The 15,297-nt window shown below is 65.0% G+C and carries 15 protein-coding genes; 5 read left to right on the top strand and 10 right to left on the bottom strand.

The features are described from left to right. The 5 genes from J7E83_RS16910 to pgl all read left to right on the top strand — a co-directional run. Positions 1–289: transaldolase family protein (locus J7E83_RS16910; protein ID WP_285289364.1), on the top strand; the 289-nt coding region annotated here is incomplete at its 5' end. A 6-nt stretch (positions 290–295) separates the two neighbouring features. Continuing rightward, a complete protein-coding gene (locus J7E83_RS16915; RefSeq protein ID WP_214964588.1) occupies positions 296–1,930 on the top strand; it encodes a glucose-6-phosphate isomerase in 1,635 nt (544 codons plus the stop codon). A 15-nt stretch (positions 1,931–1,945) separates the two neighbouring features. Beyond that, positions 1,946–3,517 (top strand): glucose-6-phosphate dehydrogenase, encoded by a 1,572-nt coding sequence (zwf, locus tag J7E83_RS16920; protein ID WP_214964590.1) that lies wholly within the window; start codon positions 1,946–1,948, stop codon positions 3,515–3,517. Then, positions 3,514–4,455: a glucose-6-phosphate dehydrogenase assembly protein OpcA gene (locus J7E83_RS16925; protein ID WP_214964592.1), complete on the top strand. Its 942-nt coding sequence runs from the start codon at positions 3,514–3,516 to the stop codon at positions 4,453–4,455. Before zwf ends, J7E83_RS16925 begins: the two co-directional genes overlap by 4 nt. Next, entirely contained in the window at positions 4,445–5,263 is an 819-nt protein-coding gene (gene pgl, locus J7E83_RS16930) for a 6-phosphogluconolactonase (RefSeq protein WP_214964600.1), read from the top strand. The genes J7E83_RS16925 and pgl overlap by 11 nt, the downstream gene beginning before the upstream one ends. Here the strand turns inward: pgl and J7E83_RS16935 are convergent. From J7E83_RS16935 to uvrC, 10 genes are all read right to left on the bottom strand, one after another. Further along, positions 5,216–5,611, bottom strand: a complete 396-nt coding sequence (locus tag J7E83_RS16935; protein WP_214964602.1) for an RNA polymerase-binding protein RbpA — start codon at positions 5,609–5,611, stop codon at positions 5,216–5,218. The genes pgl and J7E83_RS16935 overlap by 48 nt on opposite strands. Positions 5,612–5,719: 108 nt before the next feature. Further along, complete coding sequence (secG, locus tag J7E83_RS16940) at positions 5,720–5,977, bottom strand: preprotein translocase subunit SecG (protein WP_214964604.1); 258 nt, start codon at positions 5,975–5,977, stop codon at positions 5,720–5,722. 50 nt (positions 5,978–6,027) lie between these two features. Beyond that, positions 6,028–6,843, bottom strand: coding sequence for a triose-phosphate isomerase (tpiA, locus tag J7E83_RS16945; RefSeq protein ID WP_214964607.1), 816 nt, complete (start codon positions 6,841–6,843; stop codon positions 6,028–6,030). Positions 6,844–6,929: 86 nt separating this feature from the next. Beyond that, positions 6,930–8,156, bottom strand: coding sequence for a phosphoglycerate kinase (locus tag J7E83_RS16950; RefSeq protein ID WP_214964609.1), 1,227 nt, complete (start codon positions 8,154–8,156; stop codon positions 6,930–6,932). 10 nt (positions 8,157–8,166) lie between these two features. Further along, complete coding sequence (gap, locus tag J7E83_RS16955) at positions 8,167–9,177, bottom strand: type I glyceraldehyde-3-phosphate dehydrogenase (protein ID WP_214964611.1); 1,011 nt, start codon at positions 9,175–9,177, stop codon at positions 8,167–8,169. 263 nt (positions 9,178–9,440) lie between these two features. Then, entirely contained in the window at positions 9,441–10,067 is a 627-nt protein-coding gene (locus tag J7E83_RS16960) for a superoxide dismutase (RefSeq protein ID WP_214964613.1), read from the bottom strand. Positions 10,068–10,244: 177 nt separating this feature from the next. Beyond that, positions 10,245–11,225 (bottom strand): DNA-binding protein WhiA, encoded by a 981-nt coding sequence (gene whiA / locus J7E83_RS16965; protein WP_214964615.1) that lies wholly within the window; start codon positions 11,223–11,225, stop codon positions 10,245–10,247. 9 nt (positions 11,226–11,234) lie between these two features. After that, positions 11,235–12,254, bottom strand: coding sequence for a uridine diphosphate-N-acetylglucosamine-binding protein YvcK (gene yvcK / locus J7E83_RS16970; protein ID WP_214964617.1), 1,020 nt, complete (start codon positions 12,252–12,254; stop codon positions 11,235–11,237). Beyond that, positions 12,254–13,177, bottom strand: coding sequence for an RNase adapter RapZ (rapZ, locus tag J7E83_RS16975; protein ID WP_214964619.1), 924 nt, complete (start codon positions 13,175–13,177; stop codon positions 12,254–12,256). Before rapZ ends, yvcK begins: the two co-directional genes overlap by 1 nt. Before the next feature lie 71 nt (positions 13,178–13,248). Continuing rightward, positions 13,249–15,255 (bottom strand): excinuclease ABC subunit UvrC, encoded by a 2,007-nt coding sequence (gene uvrC / locus J7E83_RS16980; protein WP_214964621.1) that lies wholly within the window; start codon positions 15,253–15,255, stop codon positions 13,249–13,251. Positions 15,256–15,297: the final 42 nt, after the last annotated feature.

Raw genomic sequence — 15,297 nt, forward strand, 5'->3', positions numbered from 1 at the left:
CCCGGACACCCTGTACGTCACGGAACTCGTGGCGCCGGGCGTCGTGAACACCATGCCGGAGAAGACCCTGGACGCCACATTCGACCACGGCGTTATCACCGGTGACACCGTCTCCGGGACGTATGCGGACGCCAACGCCACCCTGGACGCGCTTGACGCGCTCGGCATCTCCTACAACGATGTTGTGGCCATCCTCGAGTCCGAGGGCCTGGACAAGTTCGTGGCCAGCTGGAAGGAACTGCTGGCCGACGTCGAAGGTGCCCTCGCTTCCGCACGGAAGGCTTCCTAGTCCACGATGAGCACTCTCAGCTACGACGCCACCGGCGCCGCCCAGCAGGCACTCGAGCAGCACCTGCCCGTCCTCGTCAAGGACCGCATTGCCACCCGGATCTTCGCGAAGGACCATACGCTCTGGGGTCCCGATGCCGAGTCCGAGTCGGCTGTCCGCCTCGGCTGGGTGGAGGCGGCCACCGTCTCGCAGCAGCTAGTACCGGGAATCCTTGAGCTCCGCGATGCCCTGCGGTCCGAGGGCGTCACCCGGATCGTGCTTTGCGGCATGGGTGGCTCCTCGCTGGCCCCCGAGGTCATCGCCGGCACCGCTGGTGTCGAGCTGACTGTGCTCGACAGCACCGACCCAGACCAGGTCGCCGCTGCCCTTGCTGACCGGCTTGCCGAAACCGCCATCGTGGTTTCGTCCAAGTCAGGTTCCACGCTGGAGACTGACTCTCAGCGCAGGATCTTCGAGCACGCCTTCAATGAGGCCGGACTCGACGCGAAGAGCCGGATCATCATTGTCACGGATCCAGGTTCCCCGCTCGACAAGGCGTCCCGCGAAGCCGGCTACCGTGCAGTCTTCAACGCAGACCCCAACGTGGGCGGCCGCTACTCGGCCCTCACCGCCTTCGGCCTGGTCCCTTCGGGCCTGGCCGGCGTGGATATCCAGGCCTTCCTGGACGAGGCGGAGGAAGCGGCCGAGGTCCTGAACGACGACGCCCCCGAGAATATCGGGCTCGCCCTCGGAACGGCCCTCGGCGCAACGAATCCGCTGCGGAACAAGATCGTCATCGCGGAGGACGGTTCAGGGATCGTGGGCTTCGCGGACTGGGCAGAACAGCTCATCGCGGAGTCCACCGGCAAGCTCGGCACCGGGGTGCTGCCCGTTGTCGCTGGACCCTCATCCCCGGAGGTCTCCTCCGGTGCCGACGACGTCCTGGTGGTTCGGCTGGTAGCCGCCGATGCCGACGTCGAACTCGGCGAAAACGAAGTTGCCATCGCTGGTGGCCTGGCCACGCAGATGATGGTGTGGGAGTTCGCCACGGCTGTCGCCGGGCGCCTGCTGGGCATCAACCCGTTTGACCAGCCGGATGTGGAGGCTGCCAAGGTCGCCGCCCGCGGCCTGCTGGACGCACAGCCCGAACCGACTCCCGCAGCGTTTGTCGACGGCGCCATCGAGGTACGCGGCGGTGGCTGGCTCGGCGATGCATCCACGGCTGAGGACGCGGTGAACGCCCTGCTGGAGACTCTCGCAGGGGACGGCTACCTCAGCGTCCAGGCGTACTTCGACCGGCTCGCCTTTGCCCAGCTGGAAGGCATCAGGGATGAGCTGGCCGCGGTCAGCGGCCGTCCGGTCACCTTCGGCTGGGGCCCGCGCTTCCTGCATTCCACCGGCCAGTTCCACAAAGGCGGTCCGGCCATTGGGGTCTTCCTCCAGGTCACGGCCGCTCCCGCACACGACCTCGCGATTCCGGACCGTCCCTTCACCTTCGGGGAACTGATTTCCGCACAGGCGGCCGGTGATGCCCAGGTCCTGAGTGAGCACGGCCGTCCCGTGCTTCGTCTGCACCTGACCGACCGCGCCGCCGGCGTGGCACAGCTGCAGGGGATCATCGCAGCGCTTGCCACCCGGTCAGCATCCGTCACCGAAAGCTAAGGCACAACAGCAACCATGCCAGAAACCGAATACGGCAGGAAGTCCGCGACGCGTTCCGGAAGGTCGGGGCGTAATCCGCTCCGGGATCCGCGGGATCGTCGTTTGAACCGGATTGCCGGTCCTTCGTCGTTGGTGCTCTTCGGGGTGACCGGGGACCTTGCCCGCAAGAAGCTGATGCCGGCTGTTTATGATCTGGCGAACCGGGGGCTGCTGCCGCCGAGCTTCGCGCTGGTGGGTTTCGCCCGCCGGCAGTGGGACAACGAGGATTTCGCGGCGGAGGTGAAGGCCTCGGTGAAGGCGTATTCCCGGACTCCGTTTGATGAGGCGGTGTGGAACCAGCTCTCTGAGGGCATCCGTTTTGTCCAGGGTGAGTTTGATGACGACGGCGCCTTTGAGCGGCTCGGTGAGACCATTAAGGAACTCGACGACGTCCGCGGCACCCGGGGCAACCACGCGTTCTACCTCTCGATCCCGCCGAAGGCTTTCGAGCAGGTCTGCCGGCAGCTGTCCAAGCACGGCCTGGCCCAGGCTGACGGGGACAAGTGGCGCCGGGTGGTGATCGAGAAGCCGTTCGGGCATGACCTGGAGTCGGCGCGGCAGCTGAATGACATTGTGGAGTCGGTGTTCCCGCCCGACGCGGTGTTCCGGATCGATCATTACCTGGGCAAGGAGACGGTGCAGAACATCCTGGCGCTGCGTTTCGCGAACCAGTTGTTCGAGCCGTTGTGGAACGCGAACTATGTTGACCATGTCCAGATCACCATGGCCGAGGACATCGGCACGGGCGGCCGGGCGGGGTATTACGACGGTGTGGGCGCGGCCCGGGACGTGATCCAGAACCACCTGCTTCAGCTGTTGGCTTTGACGGCGATGGAGGAGCCCATTTCTTTCAACGCGGATGACCTGCGCGCGGAGAAGGAGAAGGTCCTGGCCGCGGTGAAGCTCCCGGATGATCTGTCTACGCATTCGGCGCGGGGGCAGTTCGCCGGCGGCTGGCAGGGCGGGGAGCAGGTTCAGGGGTACCTGGAAGAAGAGGGCATCCCGGCTGATTCGACCACAGAGACGTTCGCAGCGATCCGGGTGGACATTAACACCCGGCGCTGGAACGGCGTGCCGTTCTACCTCCGCGCGGGCAAGCGCCTGGGCCGGCGGGTGACCGAGATCGCCGTGGTCTTCAAGCGCGCCCCTAACCTGCTGTTCCGGGACCACGGCGAGGATGACTTCGGTCAGAACGCTGTGGTCATCAGGGTCCAGCCCGATGAGGGCGCCACGATCAGGTTCGGTTCCAAGGTCCCGGGCACGCAGATGGAAGTCCGTGACGTGACGATGGACTTCGGCTACGGGCACTCCTTCACCGAGTCCAGCCCGGAAGCCTACGAACGGCTGATCCTGGACGTCCTGCTGGGCGAGCCGCCGTTGTTCCCGCGGCACCAGGAAGTGGAACTGTCCTGGAAGATCCTGGACCCGTTTGAAGACTACTGGGCCGAGCAGAACGAACAGCCCGAGCCCTACGCCCCGGGCAGCTGGGGCCCTGCCTCGGCCGATGAGCTGCTGGCCCGCGACGGACGAACCTGGAGAAGGCCATGATTGTAGACCTGCCGGACACCACCACCTCCCAGATTTCCAAGAAGATCATGTCCCTGCGCGAGCAGGGCGGCGTGATCGCGCTCGGCCGGGTACTGACCCTGGTGGTGGTTACCAAGTCCGGGCTGGAAGAGGAAGCCATCGAGGCAGCCAACGAGGCCAGCCGCGAGCACCCCTGCCGGATCATCGTCCTGGCCGACGCCGGCGCAACGGCCCCGGACCGGCTGGACGCCCAGATCCGGGTCGGCGGCGACGCCGGGGCCTCCGAGGTCATCGTGCTGCGCGGCTACGGCGAGCTGTCCCACGAGAGCGAGTCCCTGGTCGCGGCACTGCTGCTCCCCGACGCACCGATCGTGGCCTGGTGGCCCCACGGAGCGCCTGAGAACGCCTGCGAAACCTCGATCGGGCGGATCGCGCACCGCAGGATCACGGACTCCGCCAACGAGGCCGATCCCCAGGCCGCGCTCGAGAACATCCGCGCCACCTACAGAGCCGGGGACACCGACCTCGCCTGGACCCGGCTGACCAACTGGCGGATCCAACTCGCGGCCGTCCTGGACCAGGTGGACCCCTCCCCCGTCACCGCCGTGGCCGTGGAAGGCGCCTCCGATTCACCCTCCACCATCCTGCTCGCGGCCTGGCTCACCCTGTCCCTGGACGCGCCGGTAACCATCGTCGCTGACCCCGCCGGCACCGGGATCCGCCGCGTACGGCTCACCCGGCCCGGCGGGGACGTGCAGCTGTTCCGCCCGGGACTGTCCGTCGCCGAACTCACCCAGCCAGGACAACCCGCCCAGCGCATCTCCCTCCCACGCCGCAGCCTCAAAGACTGCCTCGCCGAAGAACTCCGCCGTCTGGACCCCGACGAGGTCTTCGGAGAAGTGATTACTATTGGACTGCCACGTACCAATCTAAGGAGTGTCCGGCCCAGTGAGCGTTGACCCACGAGTAAGCATTCATCCTGATTCGTCCGTCCTGATGGCCGCCATCGCGGCCCGCCTCATCACCAAGCTGGTGGATGTGCAGGATAAATACGGGGAGGCCACGGTGGTGCTTACCGGCGGTACGGTCGGCATCGGCACGCTGAAGGCTGTTGCGGACTCTCCGGCGGCGCCGGCTGTGGAGTGGTCAAAAGTGAACTTCTGGTGGGGCGACGAAAGGTTCGTGCCCGCCAACGATCCGGACCGGAACACCGGGCAGGCGTTCGAAGCGCTGCTCTCGCACATCCCGGTGGATCCGGAGCGCATCCACCAGCCCGCGTCCTCGGATGATTTTGACACTCCGGAAGAGGCTGCAGACGACTACGCCCGCCGTCTGGGCGAGGCGGCCCAGGCAGAACATGCTGCGGACATGTCCGATGACCGGCCGGACAACCCGGGAATGCTTCCGCGGCTGGACGTCGTGTTGCTGGGCGTCGGCCCCGATGCCCACGTCGCGTCCCTGTTTCCCGAGCAGGGCGGGATCCGTGAAAAAGAGCGGATGGTAGTGGGGGTGCGCAATTCGCCCAAGCCGCCACCGCAGCGGATTTCACTGACACTGCCTGCCATCAATACTGCAGCCGAAGTCTGGATGGTGGTTGCCGGGGAGGATAAGGCCGGGGCTGTTGGCCTCGCGCTGGCCGGTGCGAACCCCGTCCAGGTGCCGGCAGCAGGTCCAAGCGGAACATCCCGCACTCTCTGGCTCATCGACGAAAACGCGGCCTCACGGGTCCCGCAGCAGCTCGTCCGGAAGGACGCCGCGGGCGCGTAACTTTTCCAGCGCTCCGGCCAGGACGTCCTCGGCGTCCTGGCCGGAGCGCCTTTCTTTGACGTATTCGAGATGGCTCTTGAAGCCCTCTTCCACAGGCTCGAGCAGCGCTGCCTCCTGACCGTCCCTGGACGCGGGAGTACCGCACCTGCGGCAATCCCAGACCAGCGGGATCTGGTTCTCCGGCAGCTTAAGAAAAACAGGCCGCGTCTCGTGTCCCCTGGCACACCAGTAGGAAACACGTATACGCGGCAGCCTCTCCCCCGGGAAATCGTCGGACTCGTTCCTGGGGCCGGCTCCTTCCGTGACACCCACACGGGTACCACGGAACCCTGACGCACTACGTACCATCGGCACTCCTGCTGCTTAAACTGGACTGTGGCTGTTGGGAGCCAACAGCCACAGTTTAGTTCGGAGTTTCCCTTCGCGGCAGTGCCGGCCCGGGATCAGTAGTAAGGGCTACGAGTCGCCCGCGCCTGTGAAGCGCATGATCAGGCCAAGGGCAATGATCACGATGCCCCACGTAACGCCGAGGATGATGGTGAACCTGTTCAGGTTGCGCTCGGCGACACCGGATGAGCTCAGGCCCGAACTCATGCCGCCGCCGAACATGTCCGACAGGCCGCCGCCCCGTCCTTTGTGGAGGAGGATGAGCAGAGTCAGCAGAAGGCTGGTGATACCCAGGAGAATCTGCAGAATGACATGAAGAACGTCCACGACGGCCTTTCAGAAGATTGGAATTACGGGAGTCTTGCGCTGCGTCCGGACTACTCCGTCAGCAGGTGACTCTCGAACCTGACAATACTAGCAAATTCGGCAGGGTCGAGGCTGGCCCCGCCCACCAACGCGCCGTCGACGTCCCGCTGGTTCAAAATCGCGGCCACATTGTTGGCCTTGACAGAGCCTCCGTAGAGCAGCCGGATCTTCGTTGCGACATCGTCACCGAAGATGGTGGAGAGTTCGGTCCGGATGGCTGCGCACATCTCCTGGGCATCTTCCGGTCCCGCCACTTCGCCGGTACCGATGGCCCAGACGGGTTCGTAAGCAACAACGAGTTCGGCGGCCTGCTCCGGGGTGAGTCCAGCGACGTCTGCGCGGAGCTGCGCGAGGGTGTGGTCCACATGGGTTCCGGCCTGGCGGATTTCCAGTCCTTCTCCAACGCAAAGCACCGGAGTCACGCCGTGCCTGTAGGCAGCCTTGACCTTGGCGTTGAGTACATCGTCGGCTTCGTGATGGACGGTGCGGCGTTCACTGTGCCCCACAAGCACGTACTTGCAGCCCAGCTTGCCGAGGAACTGGCCGGAAATGTCGCCAGTGTAGGCTCCGGAGTCGAACTGGGACAGGTCCTGGCCACCATACGCGATGTCCAGTTCGTCGCCCTGGACCAGGGTCTGCACGCCCCGAAGGTCGGTGAAGGGAGGGAAGACTGCCACCTCGACCCGGTTGTAGTCGTGCTTGGCGTCGGACAGGGTCCAGGCCAGCTTCTGCAGGAGGGTGATGCCCTGGACGTGGTCCATGTTCATCTTCCAGTTGCCCGCGATGAAGGGCGTGCGGTCAAAAGCGCCGTTCGTTGACGTAGTCACGTGTTCTCCAAAAGTATTTGATATATGTGCGGCCGGCAGGGCGCCCGCGGGCACCCTGCCGGCCGGAGACTTTACAGTCCGGATAGCTAGCGGTCCAGGACGCTCAGTCCCGGAAGTTCCTTGCCTTCGAGATATTCGAGGCTGGCACCTCCGCCGGTGGAAATGTGGCCGAACTCGTCGTCCGCGAAACCCAGCGTCCGTACGGCGGCGGCTGAATCGCCGCCACCCACTACGGTGAAGGCGTCGGCCGCGGTGAGGGCCTGGGCCACTGCACGGGTGCCGGCGGAGAATGCTTCGAACTCGAAGACTCCCATGGGTCCGTTCCAGAACACGGTCTTGGCACCCTTGATCCGGTCTGCAAAGGCGGCCGCCGATTCGGGACCGATGTCCAGGCCGATGCCCGAGGCGCCGAAGCTGCTGCCCTCGATGTTGTCCGCCGCTACGGTTTCGTGGGCGGAGTCGGCAGCAAACTTCGCCGCCACCACGACGTCGGTGGGTACAACGAATTCCGTGCCGGCCGCTGCGGCGCGCTGCAGGTAGTCCTTGACCACCGGGATCTGGTCCTCTTCGAGGAGGCTGCCGGCCACTTTATGGCCTTCTGCCGCCAGGAAGGTGAACAGCATGCCACCACCCACCAGAATGGTGTCTGCCTTGCCGATGAGGTTGTCGATGACCGCCAGCTTGTCCGAGACCTTCGAGCCGCCGAGCACCACGACGTAAGGGCGCTGGGTGTCAGCCGTCAGCTTCCGGAGCACCTCCACTTCAGTGCGCACCAGGTCGCCCTGGTAGGACGGGAGCCGGGTGGCGACGTCGTAAACACTGGCGTGCTTGCGGTGGACGGCACCGAAGGCGTCATCCACGAAGGCACCGTTGCTGCCCGTCAGGGCCACGAGCTCATCGGCGAATTCGCCGCGCTGGGCGTCGTCCTTGCTGGTCTCGCGGGCGTCGAACCGTACGTTCTCCAGAACGAGCACCTCGCCGTCCTGGAGGGAAGCAGCGAGCTCCTTTCCGGAGCTGCCCACGGTGTCCCCGGCAAGGTGAACCTTGAAGCCGGCGAGTTCCGCCAGCCGTGAGACGGCCGGCTTCAGCGAGTATTTTTCCTCCGGTGCACCCTTGGGGCGTCCGAGGTGGGCTGTTACCAGCACGCGGGCACCGGCGTCCGTGAGCTTTCCCAGGACCGGAAGCGAGGCCTTGATGCGGCCGTCGTCAGTCACTGTAGAGCCGTCGAGCGGTACGTTCAGGTCACTTCTGACCAGAACGTACCGCCCGCGGACACCTTCAGCGATCAGTTCGTTGAGGGTGTGAAATGTCATGTGTCTAACCCTAGCCCAGCTTGGATGCGACGAGCTCCGTCAGGTCCACCAGGCGGTTGGAGTAGCCCCATTCGTTGTCATACCAGGAAACAACCTTGACCTGGTTGCCGATGACCTTGGTCAGGCCGGAGTCGAAGATCGACGAGGCCGGGTCGCCCACGATGTCCGAGGAGACGATCGGTGCGTCTGTGTACGTGAGGATTCCCTGGAACTCGTCCGCTTCGGATGCCTTCTTGAGGGCGGCGTTGACTTCCTCCACGGTGGTCTCGCGTGAGACGGTCACCGTGAGGTCGGTGGCGGAGCCTGTGGGAACCGGAACGCGGATGGCGTAGCCGTCCAGCTTGCCCTTGAGCTCAGGCAGGACCAGGCCGATGGCCTTCGCAGCACCCGTGGAGGTGGGGACCATGTTGATGGCGGCAGCGCGGGCGCGGCGGAGGTCGTTGTGCGGGCCATCCTGGAGGTTCTGGTCCGCGGTGTAGGCATGGATAGTGGTCATCAGGCCGCGTTCGATGCCAAAGGTGTCGTTGATGACCTTGGCGAGCGGGCCGAGGCAGTTGGTGGTGCAGGATGCGTTGGAAATGATGTTGTGCGCTGCAGAGTCGTACAGTCCGTCGTTAACGCCCATCACGATGGTGATGTCCTCATCGGAGGCGGGAGCCGAGATCAGGACCTTCTTGGCGCCTGCGTCGATGTGCTTCTGAGCGGCGGCGGCCTTGGTGAAGAAGCCAGTGGACTCGATGACGATGTCAACGTTCAGGTCGGCCCAGGGAAGGTTGGCCGGATCGCGCTCGGCAAGAACCTTGATGATGTTGCCGTCAACAACGATGTTGCCATCCTTGACCTCAACAGTCTCTTTCAGGCGGCCGCCGACGGAGTCGTACTTGAGCAGGTGCGCCAGGGCCTCGGGGCTGGTGAGATCGTTGACGGCAACGATCTCTAGGTCGGCGCCCTGTGCGAGTGCTGCGCGGAAGTAGTTGCGGCCGATACGGCCAAAGCCGTTGATACCAATACGGGTCGTCACTTTTTCAGTCTCCTTGGTGCTTGTAGAAGCACAACTTAGTCGAGCAGGCGTTCAAGCCAACTAACAGATCCCGCACGCCATTGGGCAGAGATAATTACCAGATCGGAGGGCGACCAGCCACGTTGCTGAAGGCTAACCGCCTTCCGTGACCTATCTTACGTTTAACTGGGTCTGCCCCCGCAAGTGCGGGGGCAGACGGTCCACATTCCGGCCAAAATGCGGCTAAATGTGAAGTTTGTTACATTCGCGTGTACCGCAGATCACTACGGCAGGGTGATGAGGGCCGTCGCGCCGGAGCGGGCAGCATCGAAGCGCTTGGCAACATCCGCCCAGTTGACGATGTTCCAGAACGCCTTGACGTAGTCGGCCTTGACGTTGACGTAATCCAGGTAGAAAGCGTGCTCCCACATGTCCAGCATCAGCAGCGGCGTAGTACCGAGCGCCACGTTCCCCTGCTGGTCGTAGAGCTGCTCGATGACCAGGTTGCCACCAATAGGCTCGTAGGCCAGGAAGCCCCAGCCGGATCCCTGCAGGCCCAGGGCGGCGGCCGAGAACTGGGCGCGGAAAGCGTCAAACGAACCGAAAGCGTCGTCGATGGCCGCGGCCAGCTCACCCTCAGGCTTGTCGCCGCCGTCCGGGGACAGGTTGTTCCAGAACACGGAGTGGTTGACGTGGCCGCCGGTGTGGAACGCCAGGTCCTTGGACAGGCGGTTAATGTTGGCGAAGTCGCCCTTGTCACGTGCATCGGCCAGCTGGGCCAGGGCGTTGTTGGCGCCCGTTACGTAGGCTGCATGGTGCTTGCTGTGGTGCAGCTCCATGATCCGCGCCGAAATGTGCGGCTCAAGGGCTGCATAGTCGTAGTTGAGTTCTGGCAGTACGTACTCGGTCACAAAATCCTCCAATATCGTGGACGGTCTGTCCGGTTGGTAACTCTCGGATTGTGCATCCGGATGACAGGCACCCGGAAGATTGCGGTGGCGGAAACACCGGCGGCCAGGCCGCTACTGGCGCATAACCAGCAGTCCGGGCCGGGTATTCCGTCACATGGTTTGATTCTAGGGGCGCTGCTACTCGTCCAGCATTTCAGGCGTCACATTGGCGTCGGTGCCGGGGATCCCCAGGTCGATGGCGCGTTTGTCCGCCATGGCCAGCAGCCGACGGATACGGCCGGCGATCGCGTCCTTGGTCATCACAGGGTCAGCCAGTCGCCCAAGTTCATCCAGGCTGGCCTGCTTGTGTGCCACCCGCAGCTCACCGGCATATTTGAGGTGGTCCGGAACATCGTCGCCCAGGATCTCCAGGGCACGGTCAACACGTGCCCCGGCCGCGACGGCCGCTTGGGCGGAGCGGCGCAGGTTGGCATCGTCAAAGTTGGCAAGCCGATTGGCCGTGGCACGGACCTCCTTGCGCATCCGGCGCTCCTCCCAGACCATGAGGGCATCGTGGGCGCCCATGCGGGTCAGCAGCGCCGCGATCGTGTCGCCGTCGCGGATGACCACGCGGTCCACTCCCCTGACCTCCCGGGCTTTGGCCTGGATGCTGAGGCGGCGTGCGGCGCCCACCAGCGCCAGGGCCGACTCCGGGCCCGGGCAGGTGACCTCCAGTGAGGAGGAACGGCCCGGTTCCGTGAGCGAACCGTGGGCCAGGAACGCGCCGCGCCACACGGCCTCGGCGTCTGCGGCGGAGCCGTTCACGACTGCGGACGGAAGTCCCCGCACGGGCCGGCCGCGGCCATCGAGGAGTCCTGTCTGGCGGGCCAGGGCCTCGCCGTCGCGGACCACCCGCACCACGTAACGGCTCCCCCGGCGCAGCCCTCCCCCGGAGACCACGATAATTTCACTCTGGTGCCCGTAAACTTCGGCAATTGCCGCCCTCAGGCGGCGCGCTGTGGATGCCAGGTCCACTTCGGCCTCGATCACGATCCGGCCCGAGATGATGTGCAGGCCGCCGGCGAACCGGAGCATCGCGGAGACTTCAGCCTTGCGGACCGATGACTTCTTGATGTCCAGACGGGACAGTTCTTCCTTGACCGATGATGTCAGTGCCATGGCACCTTCCTAACTGTTCCCGAAAATGTCGTGGTACGCCGCTGCCAGACGCAATGGGTCATGGACAGGCCGGCGGCCCGACGCCCCTACTTTACCCAAGACAACCTCGGCACCGATCATCCCCGCTGCTTTCTCGAATTCCGGCCGGTCCGGCACCGACGCCGGGTCCGCGAGGACGACGTCGACGCTGAAGTCCGGCGCATACCGTCGCAGTGCCTGGAGGTGGTCCGCAGCGGACATCCCGGTGGTCTCCTTGGTGTCCATGGCCAGGTTCATGGTCAGGCAGCGCTTCGCCGGCGTGCTGGTCAAAGCCTGCCGCATTTCAGGGAGCAGCAGGTGCGGCAGCACGGAGGTGTACCAGGAGCCCGGCCCGAGGATGACCCAGTCCGCAAGTTCGATGGCCGTCAGGGCCTCGACGCAGGCCGGCGCGGCCTCGGGCAGGAGCCGGACCTGCTCGAGGGAACCGGCAACAGCGCAACGTGCCTGGCCGCGGATGGTCTGGACGGCGGCCCCGCCGTCAGGGGCGGTGACGCGGATATCGCCTTCGATGGTGAGCGGCACGGTGGACATGGGAAGCACCTGGCCGCGCGCGCCCAGCAGGGCCCCAGCCCATTTGAGCCCTGCCACGGTGTCCCCAAGCAGCTCCCAAAGTGTCACGATGAGCAGGTTCCCCATGGCGTGCTCGTCCAGCGACCCGCCGCTTCCCTTGCCGGGCTGGAACCGGTGCTGCATCACGTCACGCCAGGTACGGCCCCAGTCGGTGTCATCGCACAGCGCGGACAGCGCCATGCGGAGGTCCCCAGGCGGAAGGACGCCGTACTCCTCGCGCAGCCGCCCGGAGGACCCGCCGTCGTCAGCCACCGTCACAATGGCGGTGAGTTCCGAAGTGAGCAGCCTCAGGGCTGACAGTGAAGCGGACAGGCCATGGCCCCCGCCAAGTGCCACAACGTTGGGGCCCTTGTCCTGCTGGGCGCCTGCCGTTCCTCCCGAAGGAGGGATCAACGGCAGCGGCCCCGTCAGCATCCCCATTATTCGCGGCCCAGATCCCGGTGGGTGGTCGTCACGGTGACCCTGGGATATTGGGCCAGTATTTTGGAAAGCTCCATGGCGACCGCAACGGACCGGTGCTTGCCTCCTGTGCAGCCGACGGCAATCGTGGCATAGTGCTTGTTTTCGCGCCGGTATCCGTCCAGGACAGGCTCGAGAGCCAGCACGTAGCGGTCGATGAAATTCTTCACGCCCTCGGCCTCCAGGACGTACTCGCTGACGTCCTTGTCCAGGCCCGTGTGCGGGCGCAGCTGCGGCACCCAGTGCGGATTGGGAATGAAGCGGACGTCGGCCACATAGTTGGAATCAACCGGCAGGCCGTACTTGAAGCCAAAGCTCATGATGTTCAGGCGCAGGGCGACGGGCCCGGTTTCGCTGAACAGTTCCGTGATGGCGGTGGCCAGGCCGTGGACGTTATAGGCGGAAGTATCCAGTACGACGTCGGCGCTGTCCCGGAGTTCCTTGAGCAGTTCGCGTTCGGCTGCTATGCCGTCCAGGATGCGGCCGCCTTCCTGGAGGGGGTGGGGCCTGCGGCCCTGTTCGAAGCGGCGGACCAGGACGTCGTCGTTCGCATCGAGGAACAGCACCCGGAACGTGACGCCGCTGGCGGCCAAGGCTCCCAGGGCGGCACGGATGTCCGCAAACAGGCCTTTGCTGCGTACATCCATCACCACAGCCAGCCGAGGAATGGACTGCGGCGCATGCGACACGAGCTCGGCGAGTGTGCTCAGCATTTGCGGCGGCAGGTTTTCCACGACGTACCAGCCGTGGTCCTCCAGCGCGTCCGACGCTGTGCTTCGTCCCGCACCGGACATTCCGGTGACCACCAGCAGTTCCGCTTCGACGGGCTTGACGGGCCTGAGCCCGTCGTGCTCCGTCGGGGATTCCGCCGTTGAGTCTGCCATTAAATCCGCCCCGTTTCTGTCGTACTGTTGGCCAGCAACCGCATCCGCGGAAACCCCGTTCCTTACCCTAGCTAAGTTTCAATGATTTCGCCGGTGGCCATGTTCACAGCCGGGACAATGTCCGCTTGCGGGCCGTTGGCGCTGAAGTGCTCCACAATGGCGCCGGCCAGTGCAGGGCCGATGCCTTTGGCCGCAGAAAGCTCGTCCGCGGACGCCGCCTTGACTCCCTTAACGGAGCCAAAGTGGGCGAGCAGGGCTTTGCGCTTGGACTCGCCCAGCCCGGGGACTCCGTCGAGGGCAGACACGGTCATGGCCTTGCCGCGCTTCTGGCGGTGGAAGGTAATGGCGAAGCGGTGGGCCTCGTCACGTATCCGCTGCAGCAGGTAGAGTCCCTGCGATGTCCTGGGGAGGATGACCGGGAAGTCACTGTCCGGAAGCCAAACCTCCTCCAGCCGTTTTGCCAGCCCCACGACGTAGACATCATCGATGCCGAGGTCAGCCAGTGCCCGGGCTGCCGCATTGACCTGCGGCTTGCCACCATCCACCACCACCAGGTTGGGCGGGTAGGCGAACTTTGCCCTCGGAGCCGGCGTAGTGGTGTCCAGCACGGCGGCGTCGGCGGCTGCTGTCAGCGCCGCCTGGTGTCCGGCGAGTGCGGACGCCTCCACCTGGGCCACCTTGTCCTGCAGATAATGCCGGAACCGGCGGGTCAGGACGTCATGCATGGCGGCCGTGTCATCCGCCGCGGCCGCCCCGGTGACTGAGAACTTCCGGTAGTCGGACTTTTTCGGCAGGCCGTCCTCCACCACCACCATGGACGCCACGACGTTGGTGCCCTGGACATGGGAAATGTCAAAGCATTCAATGCGAAGGAGCGCCACCGGCAGGTCCAGTGCTTCCTGGAGTTCCTGGAGAGCCTGGGACCTGACGGTCAGGTCTCCAGCCCGCCGGGTCTTGTGAAGTTTCAGGGCGTGCTCGGCATTCTCCCGCACCGTGGACATCAATGCCGCCTTGTCTCCCCGTTGCGGCACCCGGATGTCCACTTTGGCTCCGCGCAGGCCGCCTAGCCACTGGGCCAGCTCGGTGGCGTTGCTGGGGGCAACCGGCACCAGCACTTCGCGGGGCAGCCTGCCGTGGCTGTCGCCGTCTTCGCCGTAGACCTGCTGGAGGAGGTGTTCCACGAGGTCGGGGAGGGTGGAATCCTCGACCTTTTCAACGACCCAGCCACGCTGGCCCCGGACCCGGCCGCCGCGGACATGGAATACCTGAACGGCGGCCTCAAGCTCATCCTCGTGCAGGGCAAAGACGTCGGCATCCGTGTCCTCGGCGAGCACCACGGCGTTGCGCTCGAAGACCTTCCGCAACGCTGCGATGTCGTCACGGAGCCGGGCGGCGTGCTCATAGTCGAGGGCGGCGACCGCCTCTCCCATCTGCTTTTCGAGTTTGGAGATGAAGCGCTTGGCCTCGCCGCCCATGAAGGCACAAAAATCCTCTGCCAGGGCCCGGTGTTCCTCCGGGGTCACGCGTCCGACGCAGGGAGCGGAGCATTTGTCGATGTAGCCGAGCAGGCATGGCCTGCCGCTGGCCTGAGCCCGTTTCAGCACACCGGGGCTGCAGCTGCGGACGGGGAAGACCCGCAGGAGCGTATCCATGGTTTCCCTGATGGCTCCGGCCGTGTAGGGCCCGAAGTACCGGGTGCCCTTCCTGCGGTCCCCGCGCATCACCTGGACCCGCGGGAGCTTCTCGCTCATGGTGAGCGCCAGGTACGGATATGTTTTGTCATCGCGGAAGACGACGTTGAAGCGGGGCTTGAATTCCTTGATCCAGGTATATTCGAGTTGCAGGGACTCCAGCTCACTGCCGACGACGGTCCACTCCACGCTGCTGGCGGCGTGGACCATCGCATAGGTTTTGGGCAGCAGTCCGGCCGGGTTCGCGAAGTAGGAATTCAGGCGTGAGCGGAGGCTTTTGGCTTTGCCTACGTAGATGACCCGCCCATGGGGATCGCGAAACCTGTATACCCCGGGGTTGGTGGGAATTTCACCCGTCTGGGGCCTGTAACTTGCTGGATCTGCCACGCTTCCAGTCTACTGAGACCGCAGGGACGCCAGTGCCACTGC

This window comes from Arthrobacter sp. ISL-48 (assembly GCF_018613805.1).
Classification (GTDB): Bacteria; Actinomycetota; Actinomycetes; order Actinomycetales; family Micrococcaceae; genus Arthrobacter.